General features: G+C 73.8%; 20 protein-coding genes and 1 pseudogene. 18 read left to right on the top strand and 3 right to left on the bottom strand.

Features of this window, described 5'->3' with window-relative positions:
- Positions 1-15: 15 nt before the first annotated feature.
- The 8 genes from IH25_RS41895 to IH25_RS0108860 all read left to right on the top strand — a co-directional run bounded on the left by IH25_RS41895 (position 16) and on the right by IH25_RS0108860 (position 11,068).
- Positions 16-1,491 (top strand): HNH endonuclease, encoded by a 1,476-nt coding sequence (locus IH25_RS41895; RefSeq protein WP_063755144.1) that lies wholly within the window; start codon positions 16-18, stop codon positions 1,489-1,491.
- A 66-nt stretch (positions 1,492-1,557) separates the two neighbouring features.
- On the top strand, positions 1,558-2,154 hold the full coding sequence (locus tag IH25_RS0108895) for a TetR/AcrR family transcriptional regulator (protein ID WP_030605730.1): 597 nt from the start codon (positions 1,558-1,560) through the stop codon (positions 2,152-2,154).
- Between the two features lie 219 nt (positions 2,155-2,373).
- On the top strand, positions 2,374-3,609 hold the full coding sequence (locus IH25_RS0108890; protein ID WP_078844183.1) for an MFS transporter: 1,236 nt from the start codon (positions 2,374-2,376) through the stop codon (positions 3,607-3,609).
- 827 nt (positions 3,610-4,436) lie between these two features.
- Complete coding sequence (locus IH25_RS0108880) at positions 4,437-5,753, top strand: ABC transporter substrate-binding protein (protein WP_030605723.1); 1,317 nt, start codon at positions 4,437-4,439, stop codon at positions 5,751-5,753.
- Positions 5,754-5,760: 7 nt separating this feature from the next.
- Positions 5,761-6,747 (top strand): carbohydrate ABC transporter permease, encoded by a 987-nt coding sequence (locus IH25_RS0108875; RefSeq protein ID WP_030605721.1) that lies wholly within the window; start codon positions 5,761-5,763, stop codon positions 6,745-6,747.
- Between the two features lie 76 nt (positions 6,748-6,823).
- Positions 6,824-7,663: a carbohydrate ABC transporter permease gene (locus IH25_RS0108870; protein WP_030605720.1), complete on the top strand. Its 840-nt coding sequence runs from the start codon at positions 6,824-6,826 to the stop codon at positions 7,661-7,663.
- A gap of 29 nt (positions 7,664-7,692) precedes the next feature.
- A complete protein-coding gene (locus tag IH25_RS0108865) occupies positions 7,693-9,057 on the top strand; it encodes a GH1 family beta-glucosidase (protein ID WP_030605718.1) in 1,365 nt (454 codons plus the stop codon).
- 139 nt (positions 9,058-9,196) lie between these two features.
- Positions 9,197-11,068 carry a discoidin domain-containing protein gene (locus tag IH25_RS0108860; protein WP_030605716.1) on the top strand — a complete coding sequence of 624 codons (1,872 nt, stop codon included), beginning with the start codon at positions 9,197-9,199 and terminating at the stop codon, positions 11,066-11,068.
- Between the two features lie 6 nt (positions 11,069-11,074).
- Here the strand turns inward: IH25_RS0108860 and IH25_RS0108855 are convergent, their stop codons facing one another.
- Positions 11,075-12,520 carry a hypothetical protein gene (locus IH25_RS0108855; RefSeq protein ID WP_030605713.1) on the bottom strand — a complete coding sequence of 482 codons (1,446 nt, stop codon included), beginning with the start codon at positions 12,518-12,520 and terminating at the stop codon, positions 11,075-11,077.
- A gap of 131 nt (positions 12,521-12,651) precedes the next feature.
- Between IH25_RS0108855 and IH25_RS0108850 the strand changes: the two genes are divergently transcribed.
- The 4 genes from IH25_RS0108850 to IH25_RS0108835 all read left to right on the top strand — a co-directional run bounded on the left by IH25_RS0108850 (position 12,652) and on the right by IH25_RS0108835 (position 17,810).
- The gene (locus IH25_RS0108850; RefSeq protein ID WP_107058351.1) at positions 12,652-13,224 is read left to right on the top strand and encodes a GNAT family N-acetyltransferase; all 573 of its coding nucleotides are present in this window, start codon (positions 12,652-12,654) and stop codon (positions 13,222-13,224) included.
- A gap of 78 nt (positions 13,225-13,302) precedes the next feature.
- The gene (locus tag IH25_RS0108845; protein WP_030605709.1) at positions 13,303-14,796 is read left to right on the top strand and encodes an ABC transporter substrate-binding protein; all 1,494 of its coding nucleotides are present in this window, start codon (positions 13,303-13,305) and stop codon (positions 14,794-14,796) included.
- 3 nt (positions 14,797-14,799) lie between these two features.
- The gene (locus tag IH25_RS0108840) at positions 14,800-16,575 is read left to right on the top strand and encodes an ABC transporter permease subunit (RefSeq protein ID WP_030605707.1); all 1,776 of its coding nucleotides are present in this window, start codon (positions 14,800-14,802) and stop codon (positions 16,573-16,575) included.
- On the top strand, positions 16,572-17,810 hold the full coding sequence (locus IH25_RS0108835) for an MDR family MFS transporter (protein WP_051753832.1): 1,239 nt from the start codon (positions 16,572-16,574) through the stop codon (positions 17,808-17,810). The genes IH25_RS0108840 and IH25_RS0108835 overlap by 4 nt, the downstream gene beginning before the upstream one ends.
- A 7-nt stretch (positions 17,811-17,817) precedes the next feature.
- Here the strand turns inward: IH25_RS0108835 and IH25_RS0108830 are convergent, their stop codons facing one another.
- On the bottom strand, positions 17,818-18,582 hold the full coding sequence (locus tag IH25_RS0108830) for a CDP-alcohol phosphatidyltransferase family protein (RefSeq protein WP_030605703.1): 765 nt from the start codon (positions 18,580-18,582) through the stop codon (positions 17,818-17,820).
- 107 nt (positions 18,583-18,689) lie between these two features.
- Here IH25_RS0108830 and IH25_RS0108825 point away from each other — a divergent pair, with 107 nt between their 5' ends.
- The 5 genes and pseudogenes from IH25_RS0108825 to IH25_RS0108805 form a co-directional block, all read left to right on the top strand.
- Complete coding sequence (locus tag IH25_RS0108825) at positions 18,690-19,679, top strand: zinc-dependent alcohol dehydrogenase (RefSeq protein WP_030605701.1); 990 nt, start codon at positions 18,690-18,692, stop codon at positions 19,677-19,679.
- Positions 19,680-19,787: 108 nt separating this feature from the next.
- Positions 19,788-20,186, top strand: coding sequence for a 6-pyruvoyl trahydropterin synthase family protein (locus IH25_RS0108820; protein WP_030605699.1), 399 nt, complete (start codon positions 19,788-19,790; stop codon positions 20,184-20,186).
- A complete protein-coding gene (locus tag IH25_RS0108815) occupies positions 20,183-21,337 on the top strand; it encodes a glycosyltransferase family 4 protein (protein WP_030605697.1) in 1,155 nt (384 codons plus the stop codon). Before IH25_RS0108820 ends, IH25_RS0108815 begins: the two co-directional genes overlap by 4 nt.
- Complete coding sequence (locus IH25_RS0108810; RefSeq protein WP_030605696.1) at positions 21,334-22,380, top strand: methyltransferase domain-containing protein; 1,047 nt, start codon at positions 21,334-21,336, stop codon at positions 22,378-22,380. Before IH25_RS0108815 ends, IH25_RS0108810 begins: the two co-directional genes overlap by 4 nt.
- Positions 22,377-23,378: pseudogene (locus tag IH25_RS0108805) on the top strand (lysylphosphatidylglycerol synthase transmembrane domain-containing protein); the annotation flags it as partial. The gene IH25_RS0108810 and the pseudogene IH25_RS0108805, both read left to right, overlap by 4 nt.
- A gap of 194 nt (positions 23,379-23,572) precedes the next feature.
- On the opposite strand, the gene IH25_RS39175 reads toward IH25_RS0108805, so the two are convergent.
- Positions 23,573-24,334, bottom strand: coding sequence for a creatininase family protein (locus IH25_RS39175; RefSeq protein WP_078844181.1), 762 nt, complete (start codon positions 24,332-24,334; stop codon positions 23,573-23,575).
- Between the two features lie 38 nt (positions 24,335-24,372).
- Between IH25_RS39175 and ribA the strand changes: the two genes are divergently transcribed.
- Positions 24,373-25,053: a GTP cyclohydrolase II gene (ribA, locus tag IH25_RS0108795; protein ID WP_030605692.1), complete on the top strand. Its 681-nt coding sequence runs from the start codon at positions 24,373-24,375 to the stop codon at positions 25,051-25,053.
- The last annotated feature ends 14 nt before the right edge of the window (positions 25,054-25,067 follow it).

The following is a 25,067-nucleotide window of genomic DNA, read 5'->3' as shown; positions in this document are numbered from 1 at the left end:
GCCTACTGTGCGGCCATGGACGACAGCCCGCAGAAGCCGATGGCCGCCCGGCGCTCCGCCCGCCGCGAGGCAAGGCGGAACACGACCCCACCTGAGGGAGCGGCGCAGCCGAAAGGCATCGCGCTGTATCACGACATGCGGGTGGAAGAGGACTTCACCAAGTGCGCCACCCGCCTCTTCTCGATCCTCAAGAAGGCGGCGGCGGCGAGCCCCGGCGCCCCTCGTCACCTCTTCCTGGATGTCCAGGGGCATCGCAACGCCGCCGGTGACTACGACGCCGATGCCCTGGAGATCATCCAGGACTTCGTCCGGGGATTCCTCGGCCCGTACCTCACGGAGATCAGTACACCGCTCTACCGGGCGAGCAACCCCGAGCCGCAACGCGAGGACCTCCCCGACGTCCTGAACATAAGGGACCCCGACCGTGAACACGCCTACGATCACCGCGACCTGCCCGTGCGCAACCGGGAGAGTGAACCCGACCGGCGCCGGTCGAGGCCCTCGCTCCGGGCCATCGCCGACTATCTCGGTCTCGATGAGCCGATCTGTCTGATCTGCTGGCAGGCGCCGGTGGAAAGGGCTCATGTGGTTCCGGAATCGCTCGGTGGTTCCAACGATGTGCGCAACTTCGCCCTCCTCTGCCCGCGCCACCACCGGGAGGCCCCCGATGTCGCGGATGCCGAGGCGTTCTGGTCCTGGGTCGACTACGCATGCGAACGCGACGGCCATATGAAGTGGCAGGGCGTGGAGCCGGAGATGCTGGCCAAGGCGGAACGCGTCGGCCTCCGCATCGACACATCGGGACCGGTGCGGAAGAGTCTGCACCATTTCGACCGGGTCCGCGACGAGCTCGTACGCCACTACGGCTGGAGTCCGGGGGACTTCGCCGGCGGCGACCACTGGGGAGCGCTGATGCGCGAGTTCCATACGGTCATGGACGCCGCGACCAGCACGCACTTCAACGTCGCGAAGAAGGCGTCCACCGAGGCATGGGCCTTCGAAGTGGCCCGCAGGCGTCTGAGGGACGGGGTCGCGCACGACCAGGCCGGCGGTGGTCGGCCGCCCGTGTCCGATCGTCCGTCGATCGCGTTGGCGGAGCGAACGGTGCGCAAGTCGCCCGACCGCGATGGCGCGCAGAGCCTGGTCGACGCCGCGCGGCGGGCCGACATCGCGATCGAGGCGGCGGCACTCGTGCGCGACCTGATCGATTCGGCGGGGATCGCCACCGCCGAGGAGGTGCTGCGGGGCATCAGAGAGGAGGCGGCGGACCGCACCGCACAACTCGACCGCTTGACGGGTGAGTTGATGAGTCACGCGGAGTGCCGGTACTGCGGTCACGCCATAGCCCGGATCGGGGACGCTCCCTGGCTCCACATCGCCGCGGCACCCATGTCCCGAGGCTGCCGGGCCGCCAGTTATGACCGCGACGGCACTTGGGACAATTCCCTGGACCGAGCGTGGAAGGCGGCTCCGCCGAAGTCGTACCGGTGAGCCTTCCGAAGGTGGGTGGCGGAGTGCCATATTGCAATGGGCGGTCCAAAATCGTAGGCTCTGGGTATGGCCCGACCGAGGACGTTCGACGAAGAGCAGGCTCTGGACGCTGCGATGCGGACCTTCTGGCGGAAGGGGTATGAGGCCACCTCCACCGAGGATCTGTGTGCCGCCACCGGACTGGGGCGCAGCAGCATCTACAACACCTTCAAGAGCAAGCGAGCCCTGTTCCAGCGCGTCCTGCACCGCTATATGACCACCATGAACGCGGGGCAGCTGGCCGTGCTGGAGGATCCGGCGCTCAGTGGTGCCGACCGGATCCGCGCCCTGTTCGCCCGGGTGCTCGACGGTGACGCCGAGAACCGGCCCACCGGCCGCAGCCTGGGCTGTCTCGGTGTGAACACCACCATCGAACTCGCCGGACGTGACGCCGTCGCGGCCGGGATGCTGGAGCGGGACACGGCCCGTCGGCTGGACTCCTTGCGTGCCGCCGTCGAGGCCGGCCGGCGTGACGGCAGCATCACCTCCGCCCGGGACGCGGGCGACCTGGCCCGGTTCCTCAACGCCACCATCGCGGGCCTGCGCGTCTCCGCCCAGGGCGGCGCCGACCGGGCCGCGCTGGACGCCATCGCCGCGATCGCCCTCGACGCGCTGACTGCCTGACTCCGTCCGGCTGGCTGACCCTGTCCGGCTGTCGGGCCCCGTTCGCCGGGTCGGTGGGGAGGGCGTGGCGTGTCGTGGTCCTTGTCGTCGACCCATTTTTGAACTTCTCTGTCCAAAATTCCCTGTCGTGACCCACGCATGTCCGCGTTTTGGACAGATCAGTACGTAACTGAGGTGCCCGCCATCCAGCGCGGGTCCGTACCCGAAGGAGTAACCACCGTGCCCCGTGCCGTCTACGTCCTGGCGCTCGGCATCTTCGCCATGGTGACCAGTGAGTTCGCGGTCGCCGGCCTGATGCCGCAGATGGCCGCCGGCCTGCACGCCACCGTTCCGCAGATCGGCTATCTCATCACCGCGTTCGCCGCCGCCATGGCCCTCGGCGGCCCGGTGCTCACCGTGGCGGTGATGAAACTCCCGCCCCGTACCGCCCTGCTGGTGCTGTTCGCCGTCTTCCTGGCCGGCAATGTGCTCGCCGCCACCGCGACCGGCTACGCCACCATGCTCGTCGCCCGTGTCGTGACCGGCGTCGCCTCCCAGGCCTTCTTCGGCGTCGCCATCTCGCTGTGCGCCCGGCTCACCCGGCCCGAGATCCGGGGCCGGGCCATCGCCGTGGCGATGAACGGGCTGATGCTCGGCACCCTGCTCGGGCTCCCGCTGTCCACCCTGATCGGTGAACGGCTCGGCTGGCGCGCCGCGTTCTGGGCCGTCTCGGCACTCGCCCTGGCCGCCGCCGCGGCCACCGCGGCCGGTGTGCCGCGCCTCGTCGCCGCCCCGGGCGGGGGTCTGCGCGCCGAGGCCGGTGTCTTCGCCCGGCCCCGGCTGTGGCTGGCGCTGGCCACCAGCACGCTGATCATCGGCGCCACCTTCTCCGCCTTCAGCTACTTCAACCCCATCCTCACCGGTCTCACCGGCTTCTCCGCGGGCACCGTCCCGCTGCTGCTGATCGCCTACGGCGCCGCCACCGTCGTCGGGAATACGGTCGTCGGGCGGTTCGCCGACCGCCACACCCTGCCGGTCCTCGCCGTCGGCCTGGTGCTCGGCCTGCTCTTCCTGGCCGGTTTCGCCCTCTTCGCCGAGGTGCCCGCCCCCGCCGTGGTCTGCATGCTGGGCATCGGTCTGGTGGGCGTCACCATGAACCCGGCGATGGTCACCCGGGTGCAGCGCGCGGGCAACGCCGGGCCGCTGGTCAACACCGTCCACTCCTCCTTCATCACGCTCGGCGTCATCCTCGGCTCGTCCCTCGGTGCCGTCGCCATCGACCTGTGGAGCCTGCGCGCCCCGCTCTGGCTCGGCGCCGGCCTCGCCGCAGTAGGCCTGCTCACCGTCCTGCCCGAACTCGGCCGCACGGGCAGGGCGCCGGCCGGCATCGAGGAACCGGCGACAGGAGTTGAGGAAGTGGCGACAGGCGTCGGGGGAGAGGCGGCCGGCCTGCGGGAACCCGTGCGCGAGAGCTGACCGGTCGACGGAGACCGGCCCGGGGACACCGACATCGGTCGGGCCGGGTGTCGGCACCTCCCGGGCCGGGTGCCGGGAGCTCGCTAGTGCTGTGACCGCGTGGGCTTGGCCAACCGGGTGAGCCGACGCGGTCACAGCACTACTCGTCCGCCGCGCGAAAGATCAAAAGTGCGCTGACGTGGTTAGGGGAGGAGGAACCGTAGCTGTGGGAGATGGGACTCACCTGCCCCAGCGTCCAGCCGCACTGCTCAACCCGGCAGATCAACTCCGATAGTTCACCCAGTATCGCACCGCTCTCCTGGTCGGTGTTGGAGTAGTACGCCCTCACTGGGGCAATCACGGAATACACGGCGCGCCTCTTCCGGCGCTGCTGACGGGCGCCCTCCTCGGCGACGCCGACCCAATCCGACGGTCCCATCCCACTCCCTCCCTGACTGCTCCTCGCTCAACGAGGACACTGCCAGGCGGTGTCGCACCGGTGAACCCTACCGGTCACGGCACCAGGCCGGGCGCAGGCATGGTGCCGGCCGGGTGCGGGATCGCGCGGGCCGGCCGCCGGTATGCGTCCGTCGGTATCGCGCCGGGCCGGCCGTCGACGCCTCGCCGGGCTGGGCCCCACCGGCCCGGCCGCCCTCATCGGCCCGGCTCGCCCTGAGGCGGGCCCGGCGCCGCCCTCATCGGCCCGGCCCACCGGCCCAACCCGGGCCGCGCGCGCCCGCGCTCCCCGACGATCACCTGTCGAATCCCTTGACGATCGCCCCCGCGCCGGATTAACTCACGTCCTAAATTAAGTCATGAGTGCAACCCCCGAAGGGACACCGGGACGCATGCGCAGCATCCGAGCCGCGGCCGTAGGCGCCGTCACCCTGTCACTCGCCCTCGCGGCCACGGCCTGCGGAGGCGGATCGGCCACCGGCGGCGGGTCCAACGACTCGCCGAAGACGCTGACGTACTGGGCGTCCAACCAGGGGGCCAGCATCGAGGCGGACAAGAAGGTGCTCCGGCCCGAGCTGGACAAGTTCGAGCAGCAAACCGGCATCAAGGTCGAGCTGGAGGTCGTGCCCTGGTCGGACCTGCTCAACCGGATCCTGACCGCCACCACGTCGGGCCAGGGCCCGGACGTGCTGAACATCGGCAACACCTGGAGCGCCTCCCTCCAGGCGACCGGCGCGCTGCTGCCCTGGGACGAGAAGAACTTCGCCGCGATCGGCGGGCGGGACCGGTTCGCCGAGACCGCGCTCGGCTCGACCGGCGTCCAGGGCAAGGACCCGGCCGCGGTCCCGCTGTACTCGATGGCGTACGCCCTCTACTACAACAAGAAGATCTTCGCCGAGGCCGGCATCTCCAAGCCCCCGGCCACCTGGGACGAACTGGTCGCCGCCGGCAAGAAGATCAAGGCCAAGGGCAAGTCCCCGCTGGGCGCCGAGGGCGCGAACCTGTCGGAGAACATCCACCACGTCTTCGTCTTCGCCAAGCAGCGCGGCGCCGACTTCTTCACCGCCGACGGCAAGCCCGACTTCACCAACCCCAAGGTGGTCGACGCGGTCAAGAGTTACGTCGATCTGATGGCCGAGGACAAGGTCATCCCGGCCGGTGACGCCGAGTACGCGCAGAACCAGTCCGTCAGCGACTTCGCCAAGGGCAAGCAGGCCATGCTGCTGTGGCAGACCGCCTCCGCCAACCTCAAGTCCCAGGGGATGAGCGGGGACGCCTACGGCATCGCGCCCGTGCCGGTGATCTCCGGTACGCCCGGCGGCGGCGCCCAGGTCAACTCGCCGGTCATGGGCATCAACATGGCCGTCTTCAAGAACACCGACAACCTCGACGGCGCCAAGAAGTTCGTGAAGTTCATGACGTCAGACGAGGAGCAGAAGATCCTCAACAAGGCCTACAGCGCCATCCCGCCGGTCAAGTCGGCTCAAGCGGACCCCGCGTTCACCGCCCCGGACACCGCCGTACTGAAGAACACCCTGGCCGCCAGTGCCGCCGCACTGCCGCAGGTCCCGTCCGAGTCGCAGTTCGAGACGACGGTCGGTACGGCCGTCAAGGAGCTGTTCGCCGACGCCGCCGCCGGGCGGCCGGTGACCGCCGGCTCGGTCGAGGCCAAGCTGCGCAAGGCCCAGCAGCAGATGCCGGCGGCGTGAACCGACGATGACCACCACCGCCTTCAAGGAGCCGGTGCGCCAGGCCCCGTCCGGGGTGGCGGCGCGCGCACCCCGCCGCCCCGGCCGGCTGCGCCGTATCTCGCTGCCGTACCTGCTGCTCCTGCCCGCCCTGCTGCTCGAACTCCTCGTCCACCTGGTGCCGATGGTCATCGGCGTCGTGATGAGCTTCAAGGAACTCACCCAGTTCTACATCCGCGACTGGGGCACCGCCCCCTGGTCCGGCCTCGGCAACTACCAGGTGTCGGTGGACTTCGACGCCCCCGTGGGCGAGGCCCTGCTGCACTCGTTCCTCGTCACCGTCGGCTTCACCCTGCTGTCGGTGGGCCTGTGCTGGCTGATCGGCACCGCCGCCGCGGTCTTCATGCAGGACACCTTCCGCGGCCGCGGACTGCTGCGCGCCCTGTTCCTGGTGCCGTACGCGCTGCCCGTCTACACCGCCGTCATCACCTGGGTGTTCATGTTCCAGCACGACAACGGCCTGGTGAACCACGTCCTGCACGACCAGCTGCACCTCACCGACAAGCCCTCCTTCTGGCTCATCGGCGACAACAGCTTCTACGCCCTGCTGACCGTCTCGGTGTGGAAGGGCTGGCCGTTCGCCTTCCTCATCGTGACCGCCGGGCTGCAGAACATCCCCGGCGAACTGTACGAGGCCGCCGCGCTGGACGGCGCCGGGACGTGGCAGCGGATCCGCCGCATCACCCTGCCCGCGCTGCGCCCCGTCAACCAGGTCCTCGTCCTGGTGCTGTTCCTGTGGACGTTCAACGACTTCAACACGCCGTACGTGCTGTTCGGCAAGTCCGCGCCCGAGGCCGCCGACCTCGTCTCCGTCCACATCTACCAGTCCTCCTTCGTCACCTGGAACTTCGGCACCGGCTCCGCCATGTCCGTCCTGCTGCTGCTCTTCCTGCTCGTCGTCACGGGCGGCTACCTGCTGCTCACCTCACGCGGACGGAGGGCCGCCGATGTCTAGCACCCGCACGCCGGCGACAGCCACCCGCACACCGGCGGCACCCGCCCGCACGCCGGCGACACCCGTCCGCTCGCCCATGGCGCCGGCGCGTTCGTTCCTGTGGATCCGGCGGATCTTCCTCACCCTGCTCGCCGGGTTCGTGCTGGTCCCGGTCTACGTGATGATCTCCAGTTCGCTGAAGCCGCTCGCGGACGTCAGCGGCGAATTCCGCTGGCTGCCCAGCAAGCTGACCCTCCGCCCGTACATCGACATCTGGTCGACGGTCCCGCTCGCGCGGTACTTCGTGAACTCGCTGATCGTGGCGGGCGCGGCGACCGTCTGCTCGGTCGTCATCGCCGTGTTCGCGGCCTACGCCGTCAGCCGCTACGACTTCCGCGGCAAACGCGTCTTCACGGTGACCGTGCTGTCGACGCAGATGTTCCCCGGCATCCTCTTCCTGCTCCCGCTGTTCCTGCTCTACGTCAACATCGGCAACGCCACCGGCATCGCCCTGTTCGGTTCGCGCGGCGGGCTGATCCTGACCTATCTCACCTTCTCGCTGCCGTTCTCCATCTGGATGCTGATCGGGTACTTCGACTCGGTGCCGCGCGACCTGGACGAGGCGGCGATGGTGGACGGCTGCGGCCCGCTGAAGGCGCTGCTGCGGATCGTCGTGCCGGCCGCCGTCCCCGGAATCGTCGCGGTCGCCGTCTACGCCTTCATGACCGCCTGGGGCGAGGTGCTCTTCGCGTCGGTCATGACCAACGACACCACCCGCACCCTCGCCGTCGGCCTCCAGGCCTACTCCACCCTCAACGACGTCTACTGGAACCAGATCATGGCCGCCTCGCTGGTCGTCAGCGTGCCCGTGGTGGCCGGGTTCCTGCTGCTCCAGCGCTATCTCGTCGCGGGGCTGACGGCGGGTGCCGTCAAGTGACCCCCACCCCTGATCCCGAAGGGACTTCCGTGTCCGAACCCATCGACCTCGCCGCCTTCCCGCCCGACTTCCTGTGGGGCACGGCCACCGCGGCGTACCAGATCGAGGGGGCCGTGGCCGAGGACGGCCGTTCGCCCTCGATCTGGGACACCTTCTCGCACACCCCGGGGAAGATCGCGAACGACGACAACGGCGATGTCGCCTGCGACCACTACCACCGCTGGCGCGAGGACATCGGCCTGATGCGGCGACTCGGCGTCGACGCCTACCGGTTCTCCGTGGCCTGGCCCCGGGTGGTCCCCGGCGGCACCGGCCCGGTGAACGCCAAGGGCCTCGCCTTCTACGACGCGTTGGTGGACGCGCTGCTGGAGGCGGGTATCACGCCGTCCGTCACCCTCTACCACTGGGACCTGCCCCAGGTGCTCCAGGACCGCGGCGGCTGGCCGGAGCGCGACACCGCGCAGGCGTTCGCCGAGTACGCCTCCGTCGTCGCCGGCCGCCTCGGTGACCGCGTCACCCTGTGGACCACCCTCAACGAGCCCTTGTGCTCGGCCTGGATCGGCCATCTCGAAGGCACGATGGCGCCGGGCTGGACGGATCTGACCGCGGCCGTCCGCGCCTCCTGCCACCTGCTCCTCGGCCACGGCCTGGCCGCCCAGGCGGTCCGCGCCGCCGCCCCAGGCGCCCGGGTCGGGATCGTCAACAACCTCTCCACCGTGCACCCGGCCACCGACCGCCCCGAGGACGTGGCGGCGGCCCGCCGGCAGGACGGCCACGTCAACCGCTGGTGGCTCGACCCCGTGCACGGCCGCGGCTTCCCGGCCGACATGGTGGACACCTACGGCGTCGAACTCCCGTTGAAGGACGCTGATTTGGCGACCATCGCGGCTCCGCTGGACTGGCTCGGCCTGAACTACTACTTCCCGCAGTACGTCGCCGACGACCCTCAAGGGCCGGCACCGTACACCCGCTCCGTCCGGCGCGAGGGCGTCCCGCGCACCGGCATGGACTGGGAGATCGACGCCTCCGGCATCGAGACGCTGCTGCTCCGGCTCACCGAGGAGTACGGCGCCCGCGCGCTGTACGTCACCGAGAACGGCTCCGCCTTCCCGGACGTCGTACGCCCCGACGGCAGCGTGGCGGACCCCGAACGCCAGGAATACCTGGAGCGCCACCTCGCGGCCTGCGCCGCCGCCGCCCGCCGGGGCGCCCCGCTGGCCGGCTACTTCGCCTGGTCCCTGCTGGACAACTTCGAGTGGGCGTACGGCTACGACAAGCGGTTCGGGCTGGTCCACGTCGACTACGACACCCAGGTCCGCACGATCAAGGGCAGCGGCCGGCGGTACGCGGACCTCGTCCGCGCCCACCGCGGCCTGACCCGCCGGGCGGCCTGACCCGCCGGGCGGCCTGATCCGCCGGGCCGCCTGAGCCCGGCCCGGACGGCCGGTGGACACGGCAGGGGAGTCCGTGTCCACCGGCGCACCGCACCCCAGATATGTCATGCGCACGACAACCACTCGCAAGGAGAGCCGCATGCGATCCCGCACCCTGCTCGCCGCCCTCGCCGCCACCGCCCTGCTGTCCTCGGGCCCGCTGCTGGCCGCCCCCACCCCCGCCTCCGCCGCCCCGGCCGCCGTCGGCTGGGACACCGACCGGGCGGCCGCCGCCTACGCGCTGAACCCGGCCGCCGTCACCGCCTCCGGCAGCGAGAACGCCGGCACCGGCCCCGGCCTGGCCTTCGACGGCGACGCGGGCACCCGCTGGTCCAGCGATTTCACCGACGGCGCCTGGATCCGCATCGACCTCGGCGCCGTGCTCCGGGTCGACCGCGTCACCCTCGACTGGGAGGCCGCCTACGGCAAGCGCTACGTCCTGGAGGTCTCGAAGAACGGCACCGACTGGACGCCCTTCTACACCGAGACCGCCGGCACCGGCGGCTCGGTCACCGCGTACACCCACCCCCAGGAGGTCACCGGCCGCTACGTCCGGCTGCGCGGCCTGGAACGCGCCACGCCCTACGGCTACTCGCTGTGGAGCTTCAAGGTCTACGGCGGCGAACCGGCCCCGGCCTCCACCACCCGCACCAACCTCGCCCTCAACCACCCGGCGTACGCCAACTACTACCAGGACGCGGGCCACTCACCGGCGTTCCTCACCGACGGCGGCTGGCCCACGAGCCTGAAGGGCGATGCCAGCCGCTGGTCCAGCGACTGGAACGCGGACCGCTGGGTGTCGGTGGACCTCGGCGCGCCGTCCGTCATCGACACGGTCGACCTCTACTGGGAGTCGGCCTACGCCGTCGACTACCTCCTCCAGGTGTCCGACGACAACCGCACCTGGCGCACGGTGTACGAACCCTCGCCCGCCGACATCGCCGCCCGCCGCGCCGACGTCAAGGCACCCTCCGACGCGGCCGGCCTGCACGACTCGGTCCGGCTGCCCTCGCCCGCGACGGGCCGCTACGTCCGCATGCTCGGCAAGGAGCGCCGCTCCTTCTACAACCCGGCCCCCGCCACCGCCCAGTTCGGCTACTCCCTCTACGAGTTCCAGGTCTGGGGCACGGGCGGCAGCGCGTCCGCCGCGTACCCGGCGCTCCCGGCCGACCCGTCGGGCGGCTACCGCACCACCTTCTTCGACGACTTCACCGGCGCCGCCCTGGACCGCTCCAAGTGGCGGGTGGTGCGCACCGGCACCGAGATGGGCCCGGTCAACGGCGAGTCCCAGGCGTACGTCGACTCCCCGGACACCATCGGCACCCGCGACGGCAGCCTGGTCCTGAAGGCGAAGTACTGCAAGGGCTGCACCCGGGCGGGCGGCGGGACCTACGACTTCACCTCCGGCCGCGTCGACACCCACACCCACCTCGACTTCACCTACGGCAAGGTCAGCGCCCGGATGAAACTGCCCGTCGGGGACGGGTTCTGGCCGGCCTTCTGGCTGCTCGGCAGCGACGTCGACGACCCTGCCGTGTCCTGGCCGGCCTCCGGCGAGACCGACATCATGGAGAACATCGGCTACCCGGACTGGACCAGCTCCGCCCTGCACGGCCCCGGCTACTCGGCGGACGGCAACATCGGCGCCCGCCAGACCTACCCCGGCGGCGGCACCGCGGATCAGTGGCACACCTACGCGGTCGAGTGGACCCCGACGGCGCTGCGGTTCTTCGTGGACGACCGCCTGGTCCAGGAGACGACCCGGAACAAGCTGGAGTCCACCCGGGGCCAGTGGGTCTTCGACCACCACCAGTACCTCATCCTGAACCTCGCCCTCGGCGGCGCCTACCCGGCCGGCTGGAACAAGGTCACCGCGCCCTACTGGGGGCTGCCCCAGTCGAGCGTCGACAGAATCGCCTCCGGGGGAGTGCAGGCCGAGATCGACTGGGTGCGGGTCGAGCAGAAGGGCTGACCGGGTTCAGCCCTTCCCGCGGCGCACGGTCCCCGTCGCCAGCAGCAGTGCCGACAGGCCGCCGGTGGTCCAGGCGGCCCCGAGGACGCCCGTGTCCCCGGACCCGAACATGCCCGCCGCGACCAGCGCGAGGAACACACCGGCGCACTGTGCGCCGGTGCCGGGCGGCATCGGGCCCGCCGTCCACGGGCGTCTGCGCGGGACCCACAGCCGCAGCAGTTCCGTGGTGGCCGCGAGTGCGGCGAGCCGGGAACCCACCCGCAACCACAGCGGGGGCGTGGTGTCGCCCAGTTCGCCGACCCCGGCCACGGTGAACAGGGCGAACAGGGCGACGGGCAGCAGCCAGGCGAGGCTCGCGCGCACATGGGTGCCGGGTGCCGCCTCGGCCCAGGGGCCGTCGGCCGGCGCGCCCGCCCCGGAACCGGTGCCGTCGTCGGGGCCCGGCTCGCCGTGCGCGCCGTGAGCAGGGGGAGCAGGGGGAGCAGGGGGAACGTAGGGCGCCGGGACGGCCGGGAGCGGGCGCAGGGCGCGGGTCTGGGCGCGGCGGAGGCGACGCCCCGCGTCGCCGTACCGGTCCCGGTGGGCGGCGAGTTCCGCTTGAAGGGCGGCCAGTCGCTCGGCCATCGCGTCGAACTCCGCCCGGCGCTCGGCGGCCAGTCGGGCGGCCTCGCGTGCCGCCTCGGTGAGCCGGGACAGCGCCTCGGTGCGCAGCCGTACGGCGTCCTCGCGGGCCGCGTCCGCCTCCCGGGGCAGCTCGGCCGCCTCCGCCTGGAGCCGGGCGCGTTCGGCCTCGATGATCTCGGCGATGCGGTGCCGCTGGTCCGGCGGCAGCTCCTGCGGCGCCCGGGCCTTGGCGCGGGCCACGGCGGCCCGGCGCCACTCCATCAGCGGTCGGCCGCGGTGCTCCCCGATCCCGTTGATGTGCACCTTGCGGCCGTGCGGGCGGTGGATGTACAGCACCTCGCCCCCCTTGCCGTTCGGCGCCTTGCCCCAGCTGACCCGGGTGAAGTCGGCGGCCGTGCGGATCCCGGCCGCGGTGAGGTCCCGGATCAGGCCCGCGCCGATGCCGTTGACGTCGCTCGTGGTGAGCCGGGTGGCGCGCAGCGAGCTCTCGATCGACTCCCGGCGCAGCACCATCAGGGCGCGCCGCTCCTGGTGCTCCCGCTTGCCGTCGAGGCCGTCGAGCCGCCGGGCCAGGGAGCGTTCCCGGCGCAGCCGCCGCTCGTGGACGCGTTGCAGGGTCTTCGCGCAGGCCGCCTCGGCGCGCCCGCGGTCCCGGGCCTCGCGGTTGAGCCGCCGCCGGTCGGCGAGTTCGAAGGCGCGGCGCCCGTCCAGCAGACGGCGCAGGGCGCGGATCGACTCGATCAGCCGGCGGCGCTCGGCGCGTATCTCCGCGGGAGGGGGCGGAACGGGGGCGTGCCCGTCCCGCAGGGTGGTGGTGCTCTCGGTCAAGGTGTCTCGCTCAAGGGGCTGGAGACCGCGGGGCGCGGCCCGGAGGCGTCGCCTCCGCAGAGGCGACGGCCGAGCGGGCGGGAAGGTTGCCCTGTGATCATGACCTCGGGCTTGATGCATATGATGTGCAAGTGCGTACATATAGCGTGAGGCCCGCGACCGCCGACGACCTCGACAGTGCGAGGTCCGTCATGCTCGACACCGTCTACCACGACTTCGGCACCGGATATGTGCCCCGGTGGCACGCCGACATCGTGGACCCGGCCGCCTACTACCTCGCGCCCGCCCGGCACACCCTGCTCGTCGCCGTGGACGAGGGCGGGCGGGTCGTCGGCACCGGCGCCCTCGACTCGCGCGGCCCGCAGTCGCCGCCGAACCCGCCCCGGCTGGCCGAGCGGTACCCCTCCGGCACGACCGCGCAACTGCGCCGCGTGTACGTGCGCCCCGGTCACCGGCGCCGGGGCATCGCCCGCGAACTGGTGGCCCGGCTGCTGGACTTCGCCGCCGCGGACGGCGGTTACCGGTCCGTGTACTTGCACACCGACCCCACCGTGCCCGGCGCCGAACCCTTCTGGCGCTCGCTCGGCACGGTCGTGCACGACGAGCGCGAGGACGCCGGGGGCGGGCAGAGCGTCGTCCACTTCGAGATCCCCCTGACGCGGACCGGAGGCGCGGTGGACGTCCCCGAGCGCGCGACGGCTTAATGGAAATGATTTCCATGTAATCTGTCGTCGTCCGGAGCCGGCCACACGCCGCCCCCCATCCAGCACGAACCGAGGACCATGCCTGCCCCGCGCCCTTCCCGCCTGCTCGCCGCCCTGCTCGCCACGCCCCTCCTCGCCGGCTGCTTCGCCTCCTCCGGCGAGGCGGACGGCAAGCCCGCCGACGGCTCGCGGCTCCGCGTCGCGCTCGCCTTCCCGCCCGCCGAACGGCTCTCCCCGTACGGCGCCGACGCCACCATCCTGAGCCGGCTCGGCATCACCGAGAGCCTCACCGCACTCGACGGCAACGGCACCGCCGCCCCCGCCCTCGCCTCCTCCTGGCGCCGGCAGGACGCCCGCACCTGGCAGTTCACCCTGCGCGAGGCCACCTTCCACGACGGCTCCGAGGTCACCGCCGACGCCGTGGCCGCCTCCCTCGGCCGGGCCGCCCACGCCCGGCCCGCCCCGGCCGCCCTGTCCGGAGTGACGCTCACCGCCCGGGCCGTGGACAAGCACCGCATACGCGTCAGCACCGGCCGCCCCGACCCCATCCTGCCGCTCAGGCTCTCCAGCCCCGGCCTCGCCGTGCTCTCCGCCAAGGCCTACCGGGACAAGGACCACGTCGACCCGGCCGGCGCCGGCACCGGCCCCTTCGTCCTGAAGAAGGTCACCGGCGCCACCTCCGCGACCCTCGACCGCTACGACGGCTACTGGGGCGGACGCGCCCAGGCCGCCGGCATCGACGTCCGCTTCGTCCCCGACGGCACCGCCCGCACCAACGCCCTGCGCAGCGGGGACACCGACATCGCCGAAGCCGTCCCCGTCGCCCAGGCCGCCACGCTCCAGCCGGACACCCGCCGGGAGACCGCCACCACCCGCACCACCAGCCTGCTGCTCAACCACCGCTCGGGACCGTTCGCGGACGCGCGGCTGCGCGCCGCCGCCCGCGCCGCCGTCGACACCTCCGCCCTCGCCAAGGACGTCTACGAGGGCCACGCCGACCGCGGCACCGGCATCTACGGCCCCGCCGTCGGCTGGGCCGAGGGCCGCCACCCCGCGCCGGTCGGCAGGGCCACGCCGAAGCGGCCCGAGGGCACCCGGATCACCCTGGCCACCTACGACAACCGGCCCGAACTCCCCGAGGTCGCCCAGGTGCTGAAGCAGCAGCTGGAGAAGGCCGGCTTCCGCGTCGAACTCGTCGTCCGCGAGTACGCGCGCCTGGAGAGCGACGCCCTCGCCGGGAAGTTCGACGCCTTCGTGCTCGCCCGCAACAGCCTCGTCGACACCGGCGACCCGGTCGCCATCCTCGCCGGCGACTACACCTGCGCCGGCAACTACAACCTGGCCCTGCTGTGCGACAAGGACGTCGACCGGGCCGTGGCCGAGGCCGAGCGCACCGCCGACACCGTCAAGCGGCAGGACGCGGCCCTGCGCGCCGAGGCCCGCGTCCTCGGCACCGACTCCGTCGTCCCGCTGGTCCACCAGCGCGTCATCACCGGCGTCGGCCGCTCCGTCAAGGGCGTGCTGCTCGACCCCTACGAGCGCACCCTCATCGGCACCGGCACCCGGCGCTGACCCGTGCGCACCGTGCTGTGGCGGGCCTCGCTCGCCTCCGCCCTGGTGTGCGGGATCGGCCTGCTGCCCTGGCTCAGCCGCACCGACCCCGCGCTCACCGTCCTCAAGGCCCGCGCCCAGGACCGCGACCCGGACCCCGCCGTACTCGCCGCCATCCGCGACCAACTCGGCCTGGACGCCGGGCCATTGACGCTGCTCGGGCGCTGGCTCGGCGGGCTGCCGCGCGGCGACGCGGGCCGGTCCTGGATCTCCGGGGCCGAGGCCGGGCCCGTCGTCGTACAGGCGCTCGGCGCCTCGCTGCTGCTCATGGCGGTCGCCCTGCTGGTGGCCGCCGGCACCGCCGCCGCGGTCTGCGCCCGCACCCTGTACCGGGGCGGCCGGACCCGGCCCGGCGGCACCGGCTCCGCGATGCTCGCCACCCTGCCGGAGTTCCTCACCGCCTCCGTCCTCGCCACCGTCGTCGGCGTCCAGCTCGGCTGGCTGCCCGCCCTCGGCTGGTACGGGCCCCGGTACACCGTGCTGCCCGCGCTGGCCCTCGGCCTGCCCGCCGGAGCCGTCCTCGGCCGGCTCCTCGACGACCAGCTGCCCGGCGCCTTCGCCGAACCCTGGGCGCGCGCCGCCGCCGCGCGCGGACTGCCCCGGGGGCGCATCGCCCGCCAGGCGGTACGCCGCTGCCTGCCCGGACTGCTGCCCAACACCGCCCTGTTCGTCGTCGGCATGACCGGCGGCGCCGTCGCCGTGGAACAGCTCTACGACATCCCCGGCCTCGGCCGCACCACCCTCCAGGCCGCCCTCGCCCAGGACCTGCCCGTCCTCCAGGCCGGCACCCTCGCCCTGCTGCTGCTCGCCGCGCTCGCCACCGGCGCGGCCCGCCTCGCCGTCCGGCTGCTCACCGGCCCGGCCCTGCGCGACGGCGCCCTGCCCGCCCCGCCCCGGCTCACCCCGGCCGTCCGCCGCACCCCGCCGCTGCTGCTCGGCGGGGCGCTGTTCGCGGTCCTCGCGGCCGGCCTGCCCCGCGACCCGCTCGCCCTGGACACCACCGCCCGCCTCCACCCCCCCTCCTGGGCCCACCCGTTCGGCACCGACGCGCTCGGCCGCGACCTGCTCGCCCGGGTCGCCCACGGCGCCCTGGACACCCTGCTGCTCGCGCTCGTGATCAGCGCCGGCACCCTGCTCGCCGGACTGCTGCTCGGCCTGCTGCCCCGGCTGTCCGGGCCGCTCGCCGACACCGTCAACGCCGTACCGCCCGTGCTCGCCGCGCTGCTGGTCACCGCCGTCACCGGGGGCGGCCCGGCCACCCCCGCGCTGGCCGTCGCCGCCGTCGCCTGGGCGCCGCTGGCCACCCACACGTCCGCCCTGCTCCGCCAGGAACGCGCCACCCTCCACCTCACCGCCACCCGGGCCCTCGGCGCCGGCCGCTGGTACCTGCTGCGCCACGAACTCCTGCCCGCCGTCGTCCCGTCCGTCACCCGGCACGCCCTGCTGCGGCTGCCCGGCACCGCGCTCGCCCTCGCCGCGCTCGGCTTCCTGGGCCTCGGCGCCCAGCCGCCGTCCCCCGAGTGGGGCCGGCTGCTCGCCGAGAACCAGCCCTACGCCGAGCGCGCTCCCTGGGCCGTCCTCGCCCCCGCCGCCGTCCTCGCCGTCCTCGGCGCACTGGCGGTGACCTCCGCGGGCGCCCTGCACCGCCGCCCCGCCGGGTCCGCCGGCGCCGCGGGGCAGGGGCCGGCGGCGCGAACGGCCCGGCCCGCCGGCGCCGCGAGGGAGGAACCCGTCCGATGAACGCCCCGCGCACCGACCGGACCCCGCTCTCCCCACTGCTGCGGCTGCTGATCCTCACCCAACTCGCCTTCAACATCGGCTTCTTCGCCGTACTGCCGTTCCTCGCCGAACACCTGGGCACGGCGATCGGCATGGCCGGCTGGCTGGTCGGGGTCGTCCTCGGGCTGCGCACCTTCAGCCAGCAGGGGCTGTTCGTGGTGGGCGGCGCCCTCGCCGACCGGTACGGCGTCCGGCCCGTCGTCCTCACCGGCTGCGCGCTGCGCATCGCCGGGTTCGCCTGGCTCGGTCACGCCGAACGGACCTGGTCGGTGATCGGCTCCGTGCTGCTGATCGGCTGCGCCGCCGCGCTGTTCTCCCCGGCCGTGGAGTCCGAGGTCGCCCGGCAGGCCGTCCTGCGGGAGCAGGCCGGCGACGGGCCGCGCGCCCGGGTACTGGCCCTGTTCACCGTGGCCGGGCAGGCGGGCGCCTTCACCGGCCCGCTGCTGGGCGCCCTGCTGCTGACGGCCGACTTCCGCACGGTCTGCCTGGCCGGCGCGGCCGTCTTCACCGCCGTACTCGCCGGGCACGCCGTCCTGCTGCCCCGGCACATCCCCGGCCGCGAACCCGTCGCCGTGCGCGGCGGACTCCGGCCGCTGCTGCGCAACCGCCGCTTCCTCGCCCTGTGTTGCGGCTACGGCGCCCAACTGCTCGCCTACAACCAGCTCTACCTCGCCCTGCCCGCCGAAGTACGGCGCGCCTGGGGCTCCCAGACGCCGGTCGCCTGGCTGTTCGCGCTGTCCTCCCTGCTGGTGGTGGGCGCCCAACTGCCCGTCACCCGCTGGGCGGGCCGCCGGCTCACCCCGCGCCGCTCGCTGGCCGCCGGGCTGCTGCTGACCGGCGCCGGCTTCGCCGCCGTCGCCGCGGCCCGCCCGGCCGGCCTCACCGGCATCGCCGGCCTGGCCCCGCTCGCCGCCCTGGTCGTCCTGCTCACCGCCGGTCAGATGCTGGTCGCGCCGGTCGCCCGCGCCTGGCTGCCCGACCTCGCCGAACCCGGCCGCATCGGCCTCTACACCGGCGCCCTGTCCTCCGTCTCCGGCCTGCTGGTCCTGCTCGGCAGCACGGCCTCCGGCGCGCTCCTCGACCTCGGCCTGCCCCCGGCGCTGCCCTGGGCGGCCCTGGCGGCTGTGCCCCTGGCGGCGATCCTGCTCCTGCCCGGACACCGGCCCAGCCACGAGACGGCACCCGAACCGGCCTGAACCCCGCTCAGCGTGCCGCCGGCTCCGGCAGACGCGCCCCACCGGCCCGTACCCCGCCCGCCGCCCGCCCGGTGCGCCGCAGCCAGCGCACATCGCGCCCGAACGACCACACCAGCGAACCCAGCGCGAGCAGCACGACCGCGAGGTCCGCCGGGTACGGCAGCAGTCCGGCGCCCGCCACCAGCAGGCACACGCCCTGCGCGGCGGCCACGGTCTTGCGGGCGAAGGACGGCGGCAGCGGCGCGCTCAGCCACGGCGCGAACCGGGCCGCCGCGACGAACACGTAGCGCATCGCGCCGATCAGCAGCACCCAGGGGCCCAGCCGCGTCGACACGTACACGCTGAGCACCAGGATCAGGAACGCGTCCACCTCCATGTCGAACCGCGCGCCCAGCGCCGAGGCGGTGCCGGTGCGCCGGGCCACCCGGCCGTCCACACCGTCCAGCAGCAGCGCCACCGCGGTCAGGGCGACCAGCACCGTCACCGGCGGCGCGCTCGCGAAGGAGTCCGCGACCAGCGCCGTCACCCCGCCGACCAGACCGGCCCGGCCCAGCGTGACCCGGTTCGCCGGCCCGAGGCACCGCAGCCGGCAGCGGTGCCCGGCACGGCGGAGCACTACCCAGGTGGTGAACGCGAAGGCGAGCCCGGTCAGCCAGCCGGCCGGCCCCATGCCGGTCGCCGGTCCGAGCGACGCCAGCAGCAGCACCTGCGCACCCGCCCCCACGGCGGTCTCCTGCCGCAGTCTCGCGTCGTACATGTCGTTCAGGGCCACCGCACACCCTCCGGCCGAGTGACAGAGTCGATCAACGCCGCGTACTGTGCGCGGCCTGTGCACCACCCGTTACGTGAACAGCTTCCCGATCGTTCAGGAGGACGCCGATGCACCACTCCGCCCGCGCGTTCTGGCTCCGCTCACCCGGCCACGGGGAAATCCGCGAGGTCACCCTCCCCGAACCCGCCCCGGACGAGGTCCTGGTGCGCGCCCTGTACTCCGGGGTGAGCCGGGGCACCGAGACGCTCGTCTTCCGCGGCGGGGTGCCCCGGAGCCAGCACACCGTGATGCGCGCGCCGTTCCAGGAGGGCGACTTCCCGGGCCCGGTGAAGTACGGCTACCTCAGCGTCGGCGTGGTGGAGCGGGGCCCGGCCGCGCTGACCGGCCGCACGGTGTTCTGCCTCCACCCGCACCAGAGCCGCTACGTCGTCCCGGCGAGCGCCGTCACCGTGGTGCCCGAACGGGTCCCCGCCGGGCGGGCCGTGCTCGCCGGGACCGTGGAGACCGCCGTCAACGCCCTGTGGGACGCGGCACCGCTGATCGGGGACCGGATCACGGTGGTCGGCGGCGGCATGGTCGGCTGCGCGGTCGCCGCGCTGCTCGCCCGGTTCCCCGGCGTCCGGCTCCAGTTGGTCGACGCCGACCCGGCCCGCGAGGCGACCGCGCGGGCACTCGGCGTGGACTTCGCCCGCCCCGCCGACGCCCTCGGCGACCGCGACCTCGTCGTGCACGCCAGCGCCACCGAGGCCGGCCTCACCCGGTCCCTCGCCCTGCTCGCCCCCGAAGGCACGGTCGTGGAACTGAGCTGGTACGGCGACCGGACCGTGGCCCTGCCGCTCGGCGAGGCCTTCCACTCCCGCCGGCTCACCCTGCGCGGCAGCCAGGTCGGCACCGTCTCCCCGGCCGCCCGGCCCGGCCGCACCTACGCCGACCGGATGGCACTCGCCCTGGACCTGCTGGCCGACCCGACGCTGGACGCCCTCGTCACCGGCGAGAGCCCCTTCGAGGAACTCCCGTCCGTCCTGCCGAAACTGGCGTCCGGCGAGCTCCCCGCCCTGTGCCACCGCATCCGCTACACCGGGACCGACGTGACCTGAAAAGGAGTGAGAGAGGGCTGAACACGGGGAAGCGACAAGCCGTACTACACGGCATCCCCGGCGGGCCCGCGCGGGGGACCAGACGCGCCGCACCTGGAGGGTCGTCCGTTGTTCAGCATCACCGTCCGCGATCACCTCATGATCGCCCACAGCTTCCGCGGCGAGGTCTTCGGACCCGCGCAGCGCCTGCACGGCGCCACGTTCCTCGTGGACGCCACGTTCCGCCGCGCACAGCTGGACGACGACGGCATCGTGGTCGACATCGGCCTGGCCACCCGGGAACTGCACGCGGTCGTCGACGAGTTGAACTACCGCAACCTGGACGACGAACCCGACTTCCGGGGCGTCAACACCTCCACCGAATACCTCGCCAAGGTCATCGCCGACCGGCTCGCCGCACGCATCGCCAAGGGCGGGCTGGGGGAGGGCGCCAAGGACCTCGCGGGAATCACCGTCACCCTGCACGAGTCGCACATCGCCTGGGCGAGTTACGAGCGTGGCCTGTGACGGGCCTGACCGCGCGCCGCCGCCCCCACCCACCCACCGCCGGGACCGTCCCGATGCCCCTGCGCACCGCGCACTTCCTGATGCCGGGCGGTGTGGACGACCCGGCCGCGCCCAGTGGCGGCAACGCCTACGACCGCCGGATCCGCCTGGACCTGCCCGGCTTCGGCTGGCGGGTCGCCCCGCACCCCGTCCCGGGCGACTGGCCCCGCCCGGACGGCCCCGCCCGCGACCGTCTCGCCCGCACCCTGCGGGACCTGCCGGACGACACCGTCGTCCTCCTGGACGGACTCGTCGCGTGCGGCGTCCCCGAGATCGTCGTGCCCGAGGCCGGGCGGCTGCGCCTCGCCGTCCTCGTCCACCTGCCGCTCGCCGACGAGACCGGCCTGGACCCGGCCGTCGCCGCCGGCCTCGACACCCGTGAACGGGCGGTCCTGCGGGCGGCGGGCGCCGTGCTCGCCACCAGCGACTGGGCGGGCCGCCGGCTCGTCGCCCACCACGGACTCGCCCCCGACCGGGTGCACGTGGCCGCGCCCGGCGCCGACATCGCGCCCCTCGCGCCCGGCACCGACGGCGTCTCCCGGCTGCTGTGCGTGGCCGCCGTGACCCCGCGCAAAGGACAGCACCGGCTGGTGGAGGCGCTCGCGGAGGTCCGGGACCTGCCGTGGACCTGCGAGTGCGTCGGCGGGCTCGGTCAAGACCCCCGATATGTAGACCACGTACAGGAGTTGATTGACCGTCACGGCCTCACCGACCGCCTGCGGCTGACCGGTCCCCGCTCCGGCGCCGGCCTGGACGCGTCCTACGCCGCCGCCGACCTGGCGGTCCTGCCCTCCCGCGCCGAGACCTACGGCATGGTGGTCACCGAGGCACTCGCCCGGGGCGTCCCCGTCCTCGCCACCGACGTCGGCGGCCTGCCCGAGGCGGTCGGCCGCGCCCCCGACGGCCGGGTGCCCGGCCTCCTCGTCCCACCGGAGGACCCCGCCGCGCTCGCCACCGCGCTGCGCCGCTGGTTCACCGACCCCGACGTACGCCGCCGCCTCAGGGCCGCGGCCCGCGCCCGCCGCACCGCGCTCGCCGGCTGGCCGGCCACGGCCCGCACCCTGGCCACCGTCCTCCACCACCTCCCGCACCCACCGAGGAGGCCGGCATGAACACCCCCGGAACACCGCCCGACCGCACGGAGGCGTGGGATGCGGGCGCGGGTGGCACCGGGACCGGAGCAAGACGGGACCGTGTGCGCAGAGGCGGTGCCGGGTGGGGGACGGCCGCCCCTGGGGACGGCTCCGCTCCGGTCGTCGCCGGTGCCGGGCCCGTACGGAGCTCCGGGGACCGGGACGCCGTACGACTGCCGGGTGCGGACGGTGAGGAACCGCCGCGGTACGCGCCCGAGTGGCTGCGGTTGCGGGAGGGCGCCGACGCGGCGGCCCGCGCACGGGAGTTGCTCGGTCCGCTGCGGGTCCGGCCGGCCGGGCGGACCGGTGGCCCCCTGGTCGTGCACGACCTGGGCTGTGGCACCGGCTCGATGGGCCGCTGGCTCGCGCCCCGCCTGCCCGGCGCCCAGCACTGGATCCTGCACGACCGTGACCCCGGCCTGCTGCGCTTCGCCGCCATGGCCGCCCCGCGCGCCGCCGCCGACGGCAGCCCCGTCACCGTGGAGACCCGGCGCGGTGACATCGCCCGGCTGACCCCCGAGGCACTCGCGGGCGCCTCACTGGTGACCGCGTCCGCGCTGCTGGACGTCCTCACCCGGGCGGAGGTCGAGACCCTCGCGGACGCCTGCGCGGGCGCCGGCTGCCCGGCCCTGCTCACCCTCTCCGTCGCCGGACGCGTCGCACTCGCCCCGGCGGACCCGCTGGACACCGCGGTCACCGAGGCGTTCAACGCCCACCAGCGCCGCGCCGGACTGCTCGGCCCGGACGCGGTCGCCGTGGCCCGGGAGGCGTTCGCCGGGCGCGGCGCGACCGTCCGCGCGCACCCGAGCCCGTGGCGGCTCGGCCCCGAGGAGGCCGCGCTGACCGAGCAGTGGCTGCGCGGCTGGGTGGGCGCGGCGGTCGAACAACGGCCGGAACTGCGCGGCCCCGCCGAGCGCTACCTGACCGCCCGGCTCGCCGCCTGCGCGGCCGGCACCCTGCGCGTCACCGTCCACCACACCGACCTGCTGGCCCTGCCCCGGCCGACGGGCGGCCCGGCATGACCACGACCCCGACGACGCCCGGCCACCCGCACGCCGGCACGTACGTGCCCACGACCCCGACGGCACCTGGCCCGACGACGACCGACCACCCGCACACCGGTGCCAACGGGCCTATGTCCTCCGCGAGTTCGAGGCCCCCCTCCGTATCACCGGCGGATGCAAGCCCCCCACCCCCCGAACCGGCGACCGTCGCCCTGCGCAGGCGGCTCGGCGCGCTCGCCGGTGCCGGCATCCTCGGCGTGCTGCTCTGGCGGCTCGGCACCGGACCGCTGCTCGACGGGCTGGGGCGGATCGACGGCCGTACGGTGCTCCTCGCGCTGGGGATCGGCGCGGTCACCACCGTGTGCAGCGCGTGGCGCTGGCAGTTGGTGGCGGCCGGGCTGGGGATGCGGCTGCCGCTCGGTCCGGCCGTCGCCGCCTACTACCGCGCGCTGTTCCTGAACGCGGTCCTGCCCGGCGGTGTCCTGGGCGATGTGCACCGGGCGGTACGGCACGGGCGGAGCGCCGGTGACGTCCGGCGCGCGGTGACGGCGGTCGTGCTGGAGCGGGTCGCCGGCCAGCTGGTGCTGGCCGTGGCCGGCGCGGTGCTGCTGGTGACCCTGCCGTCCCCGGTGCGCGCCGGGGTCCGGGCCGGTGCGCCGGCGGCCGGGCTCGCCGCCGCCGGCGTGCTCGCCGTCGTCCTCGCCGTCCGGATGAACCGCCCGCCGGCCCGCCGGGACGGTGCCCTTCGCCGGCGCCTCGGCGAGGTCCGGCGGGGGCTGGCGTCGCGGCGGGGCGGACCCGGTGTCGCGCTGTCCTCCGTGGTCGTCCTGGCCGGGCACCTGGCCCTGTTCGCCGTGGCGGCCCGGGCCGCCGGCCCGGCCGTCCCGGTGGCGGTGCTGCTGCCGCTCGCCGTGCTCGCCCTGCTGGCCATGGGCCTGCCGCTGAACATCGGCGGCTTCGGCCCCCGCGAGGGCGTCACCGCGTGGGCGTTCGGCGCGGCCGGGCTGGGCGCGGACCGGGGGATGGCGGTCGCCGTGGTCTACGGCGTCCTCGGTCTCGTCGCGAGCCTGCCCGGCGCCGCCGTCCTGCTCCCGCTCCCCACCCCGCTTGGGCGCCGGCCCGCGACCGTACGCACCGGCGCCTCGTCCCCCGATGACTCCCCGCCGGCCGGGGCCGCCCCCACGGGTCCCGGCCGCGGGGTCCCCGCCGGCTATTCCGCGCCGGTGAGCAGCCCGAAATACGGGCCGAAGGATTCCGCCAGACTCGCCAGCAGTTTCTTCCCCTTGTCCGCCGAACCCAGCGAAGGACGGCCGATGACTCCCGATTCGGTATAGGCGGACATTCCCAGGGTGAGCAGATGACGGCGGTCGTCGGCGGTGAAATCGGCGGACTCGTGGCCAGGACGGACGAATTCGGGGTGAGCGTGCAGCAGAATGGACGTCTCGATTTCCCCCGCGTGCATGTCGGTGAGCAGCGAGGTGACCACCCCGGCCCGCTCCCGCGCCGTCTCCCAGTCCTCCGCGGCCGGGAACAGCGCCATCCGCTCGCCCCGCGCGGAGGCCTCCTGGACGACGTTGCCCAGGACGTAGTTGCCGCCGTGCCCGTTGACCACGACCAGCGCGGCCACGCCCGAACGGCGCAGCGACGCCGCGATGTCCGAGACCACGGCGTGCAACGTCACCGCGGAGATGCTGACGGTCCCCGGCCAGGAAGCGTGCTCGTGCGAGCAGGAGACCGTCACCGGAGGAAGGAGGCGCACCGGGTACGCGGCGGCGATCTCCCGCGCCACGGCGCAGGCGACCAGCGTGTCCGTGGCCAGCGGGAGGTACGGACCGTGCTGCTCGAAGCTCCCCACGGGAAGGACGGCGACCCGGGCTCCTCGTGCCCGCACGTCCTCGGTGGTGTCCGCCGGCACGACGCCCGGCGCCGCCGCCGGGCCGTGGCCGCTTTCCCGCGCACCCGAACCATTCATCTCTTCACGGCCTTTCGTCTCTGCTGAGGAACCAGATCATGACAGAAAACACCGGTACCGACATCGGCGTGCTCGGCAAGAACTCCCCGCTGCGCGGCGGGCGTTACGGCGTGGAACGCGTCGTGACCGCACCGCTGCCCACCGGGTACGGGAAATTCCGGGCCGTCGGTTACCTGGACCACGACCGCGGCGACGAACAAGTGGCCTTGGTGTACGGCGAGATCGGCACCGACGACGTACTGACCCGGCTGCACTCGGAGTGCCTGACCGGGGACGCCTTCGGCTCCCGGCACTGCGAGTGCGGCGACCAGCTCGCGGCGGCGCTGCGCGCGGTCGTCGCCGAAGGCAGCGGCGTCGTCGTCTACTTGCGCGGTCACGAGGGCCGCGGCATCGGGCTGCTCGCCAAGCTGCGCGCGATGGCCCTCCAGGCGGAGGGACTGGACACGGTGGAGGCGAACCTCGCGCTGGGCCTGCCGGTCGACGCCCGCGACTACGGCGTGGCCGCCGGCATCCTGCGCGACCTCGGGGTGCGCTCGGTACGGCTGCTGTCCAACAACCCGCGCAAGCGGGAGGCGCTGGTCCGGCACGGCGTCCGGGTGGCCGAGCAGGTGCCGTTGCTGATCGAGCCGTGCGAGAGCAACATCACGTATCTGCGCACCAAGCGGGAGCGGCTGGACCACCACCTGCCCCATCTGGACGCCGTCGTCCACGGCTCCTGACCAGGCGACGGCGA

Origin of the sequence: Streptomyces achromogenes subsp. achromogenes (assembly GCF_000720835.1) — a bacterium.
GTDB classification, from domain to species: domain Bacteria; phylum Actinomycetota; class Actinomycetes; order Streptomycetales; family Streptomycetaceae; genus Streptomyces; species Streptomyces achromogenes.
The sequence above is the reverse complement of the archived record's forward strand: the minus strand, read 5'-3'. Positions and strand labels throughout refer to the sequence as shown.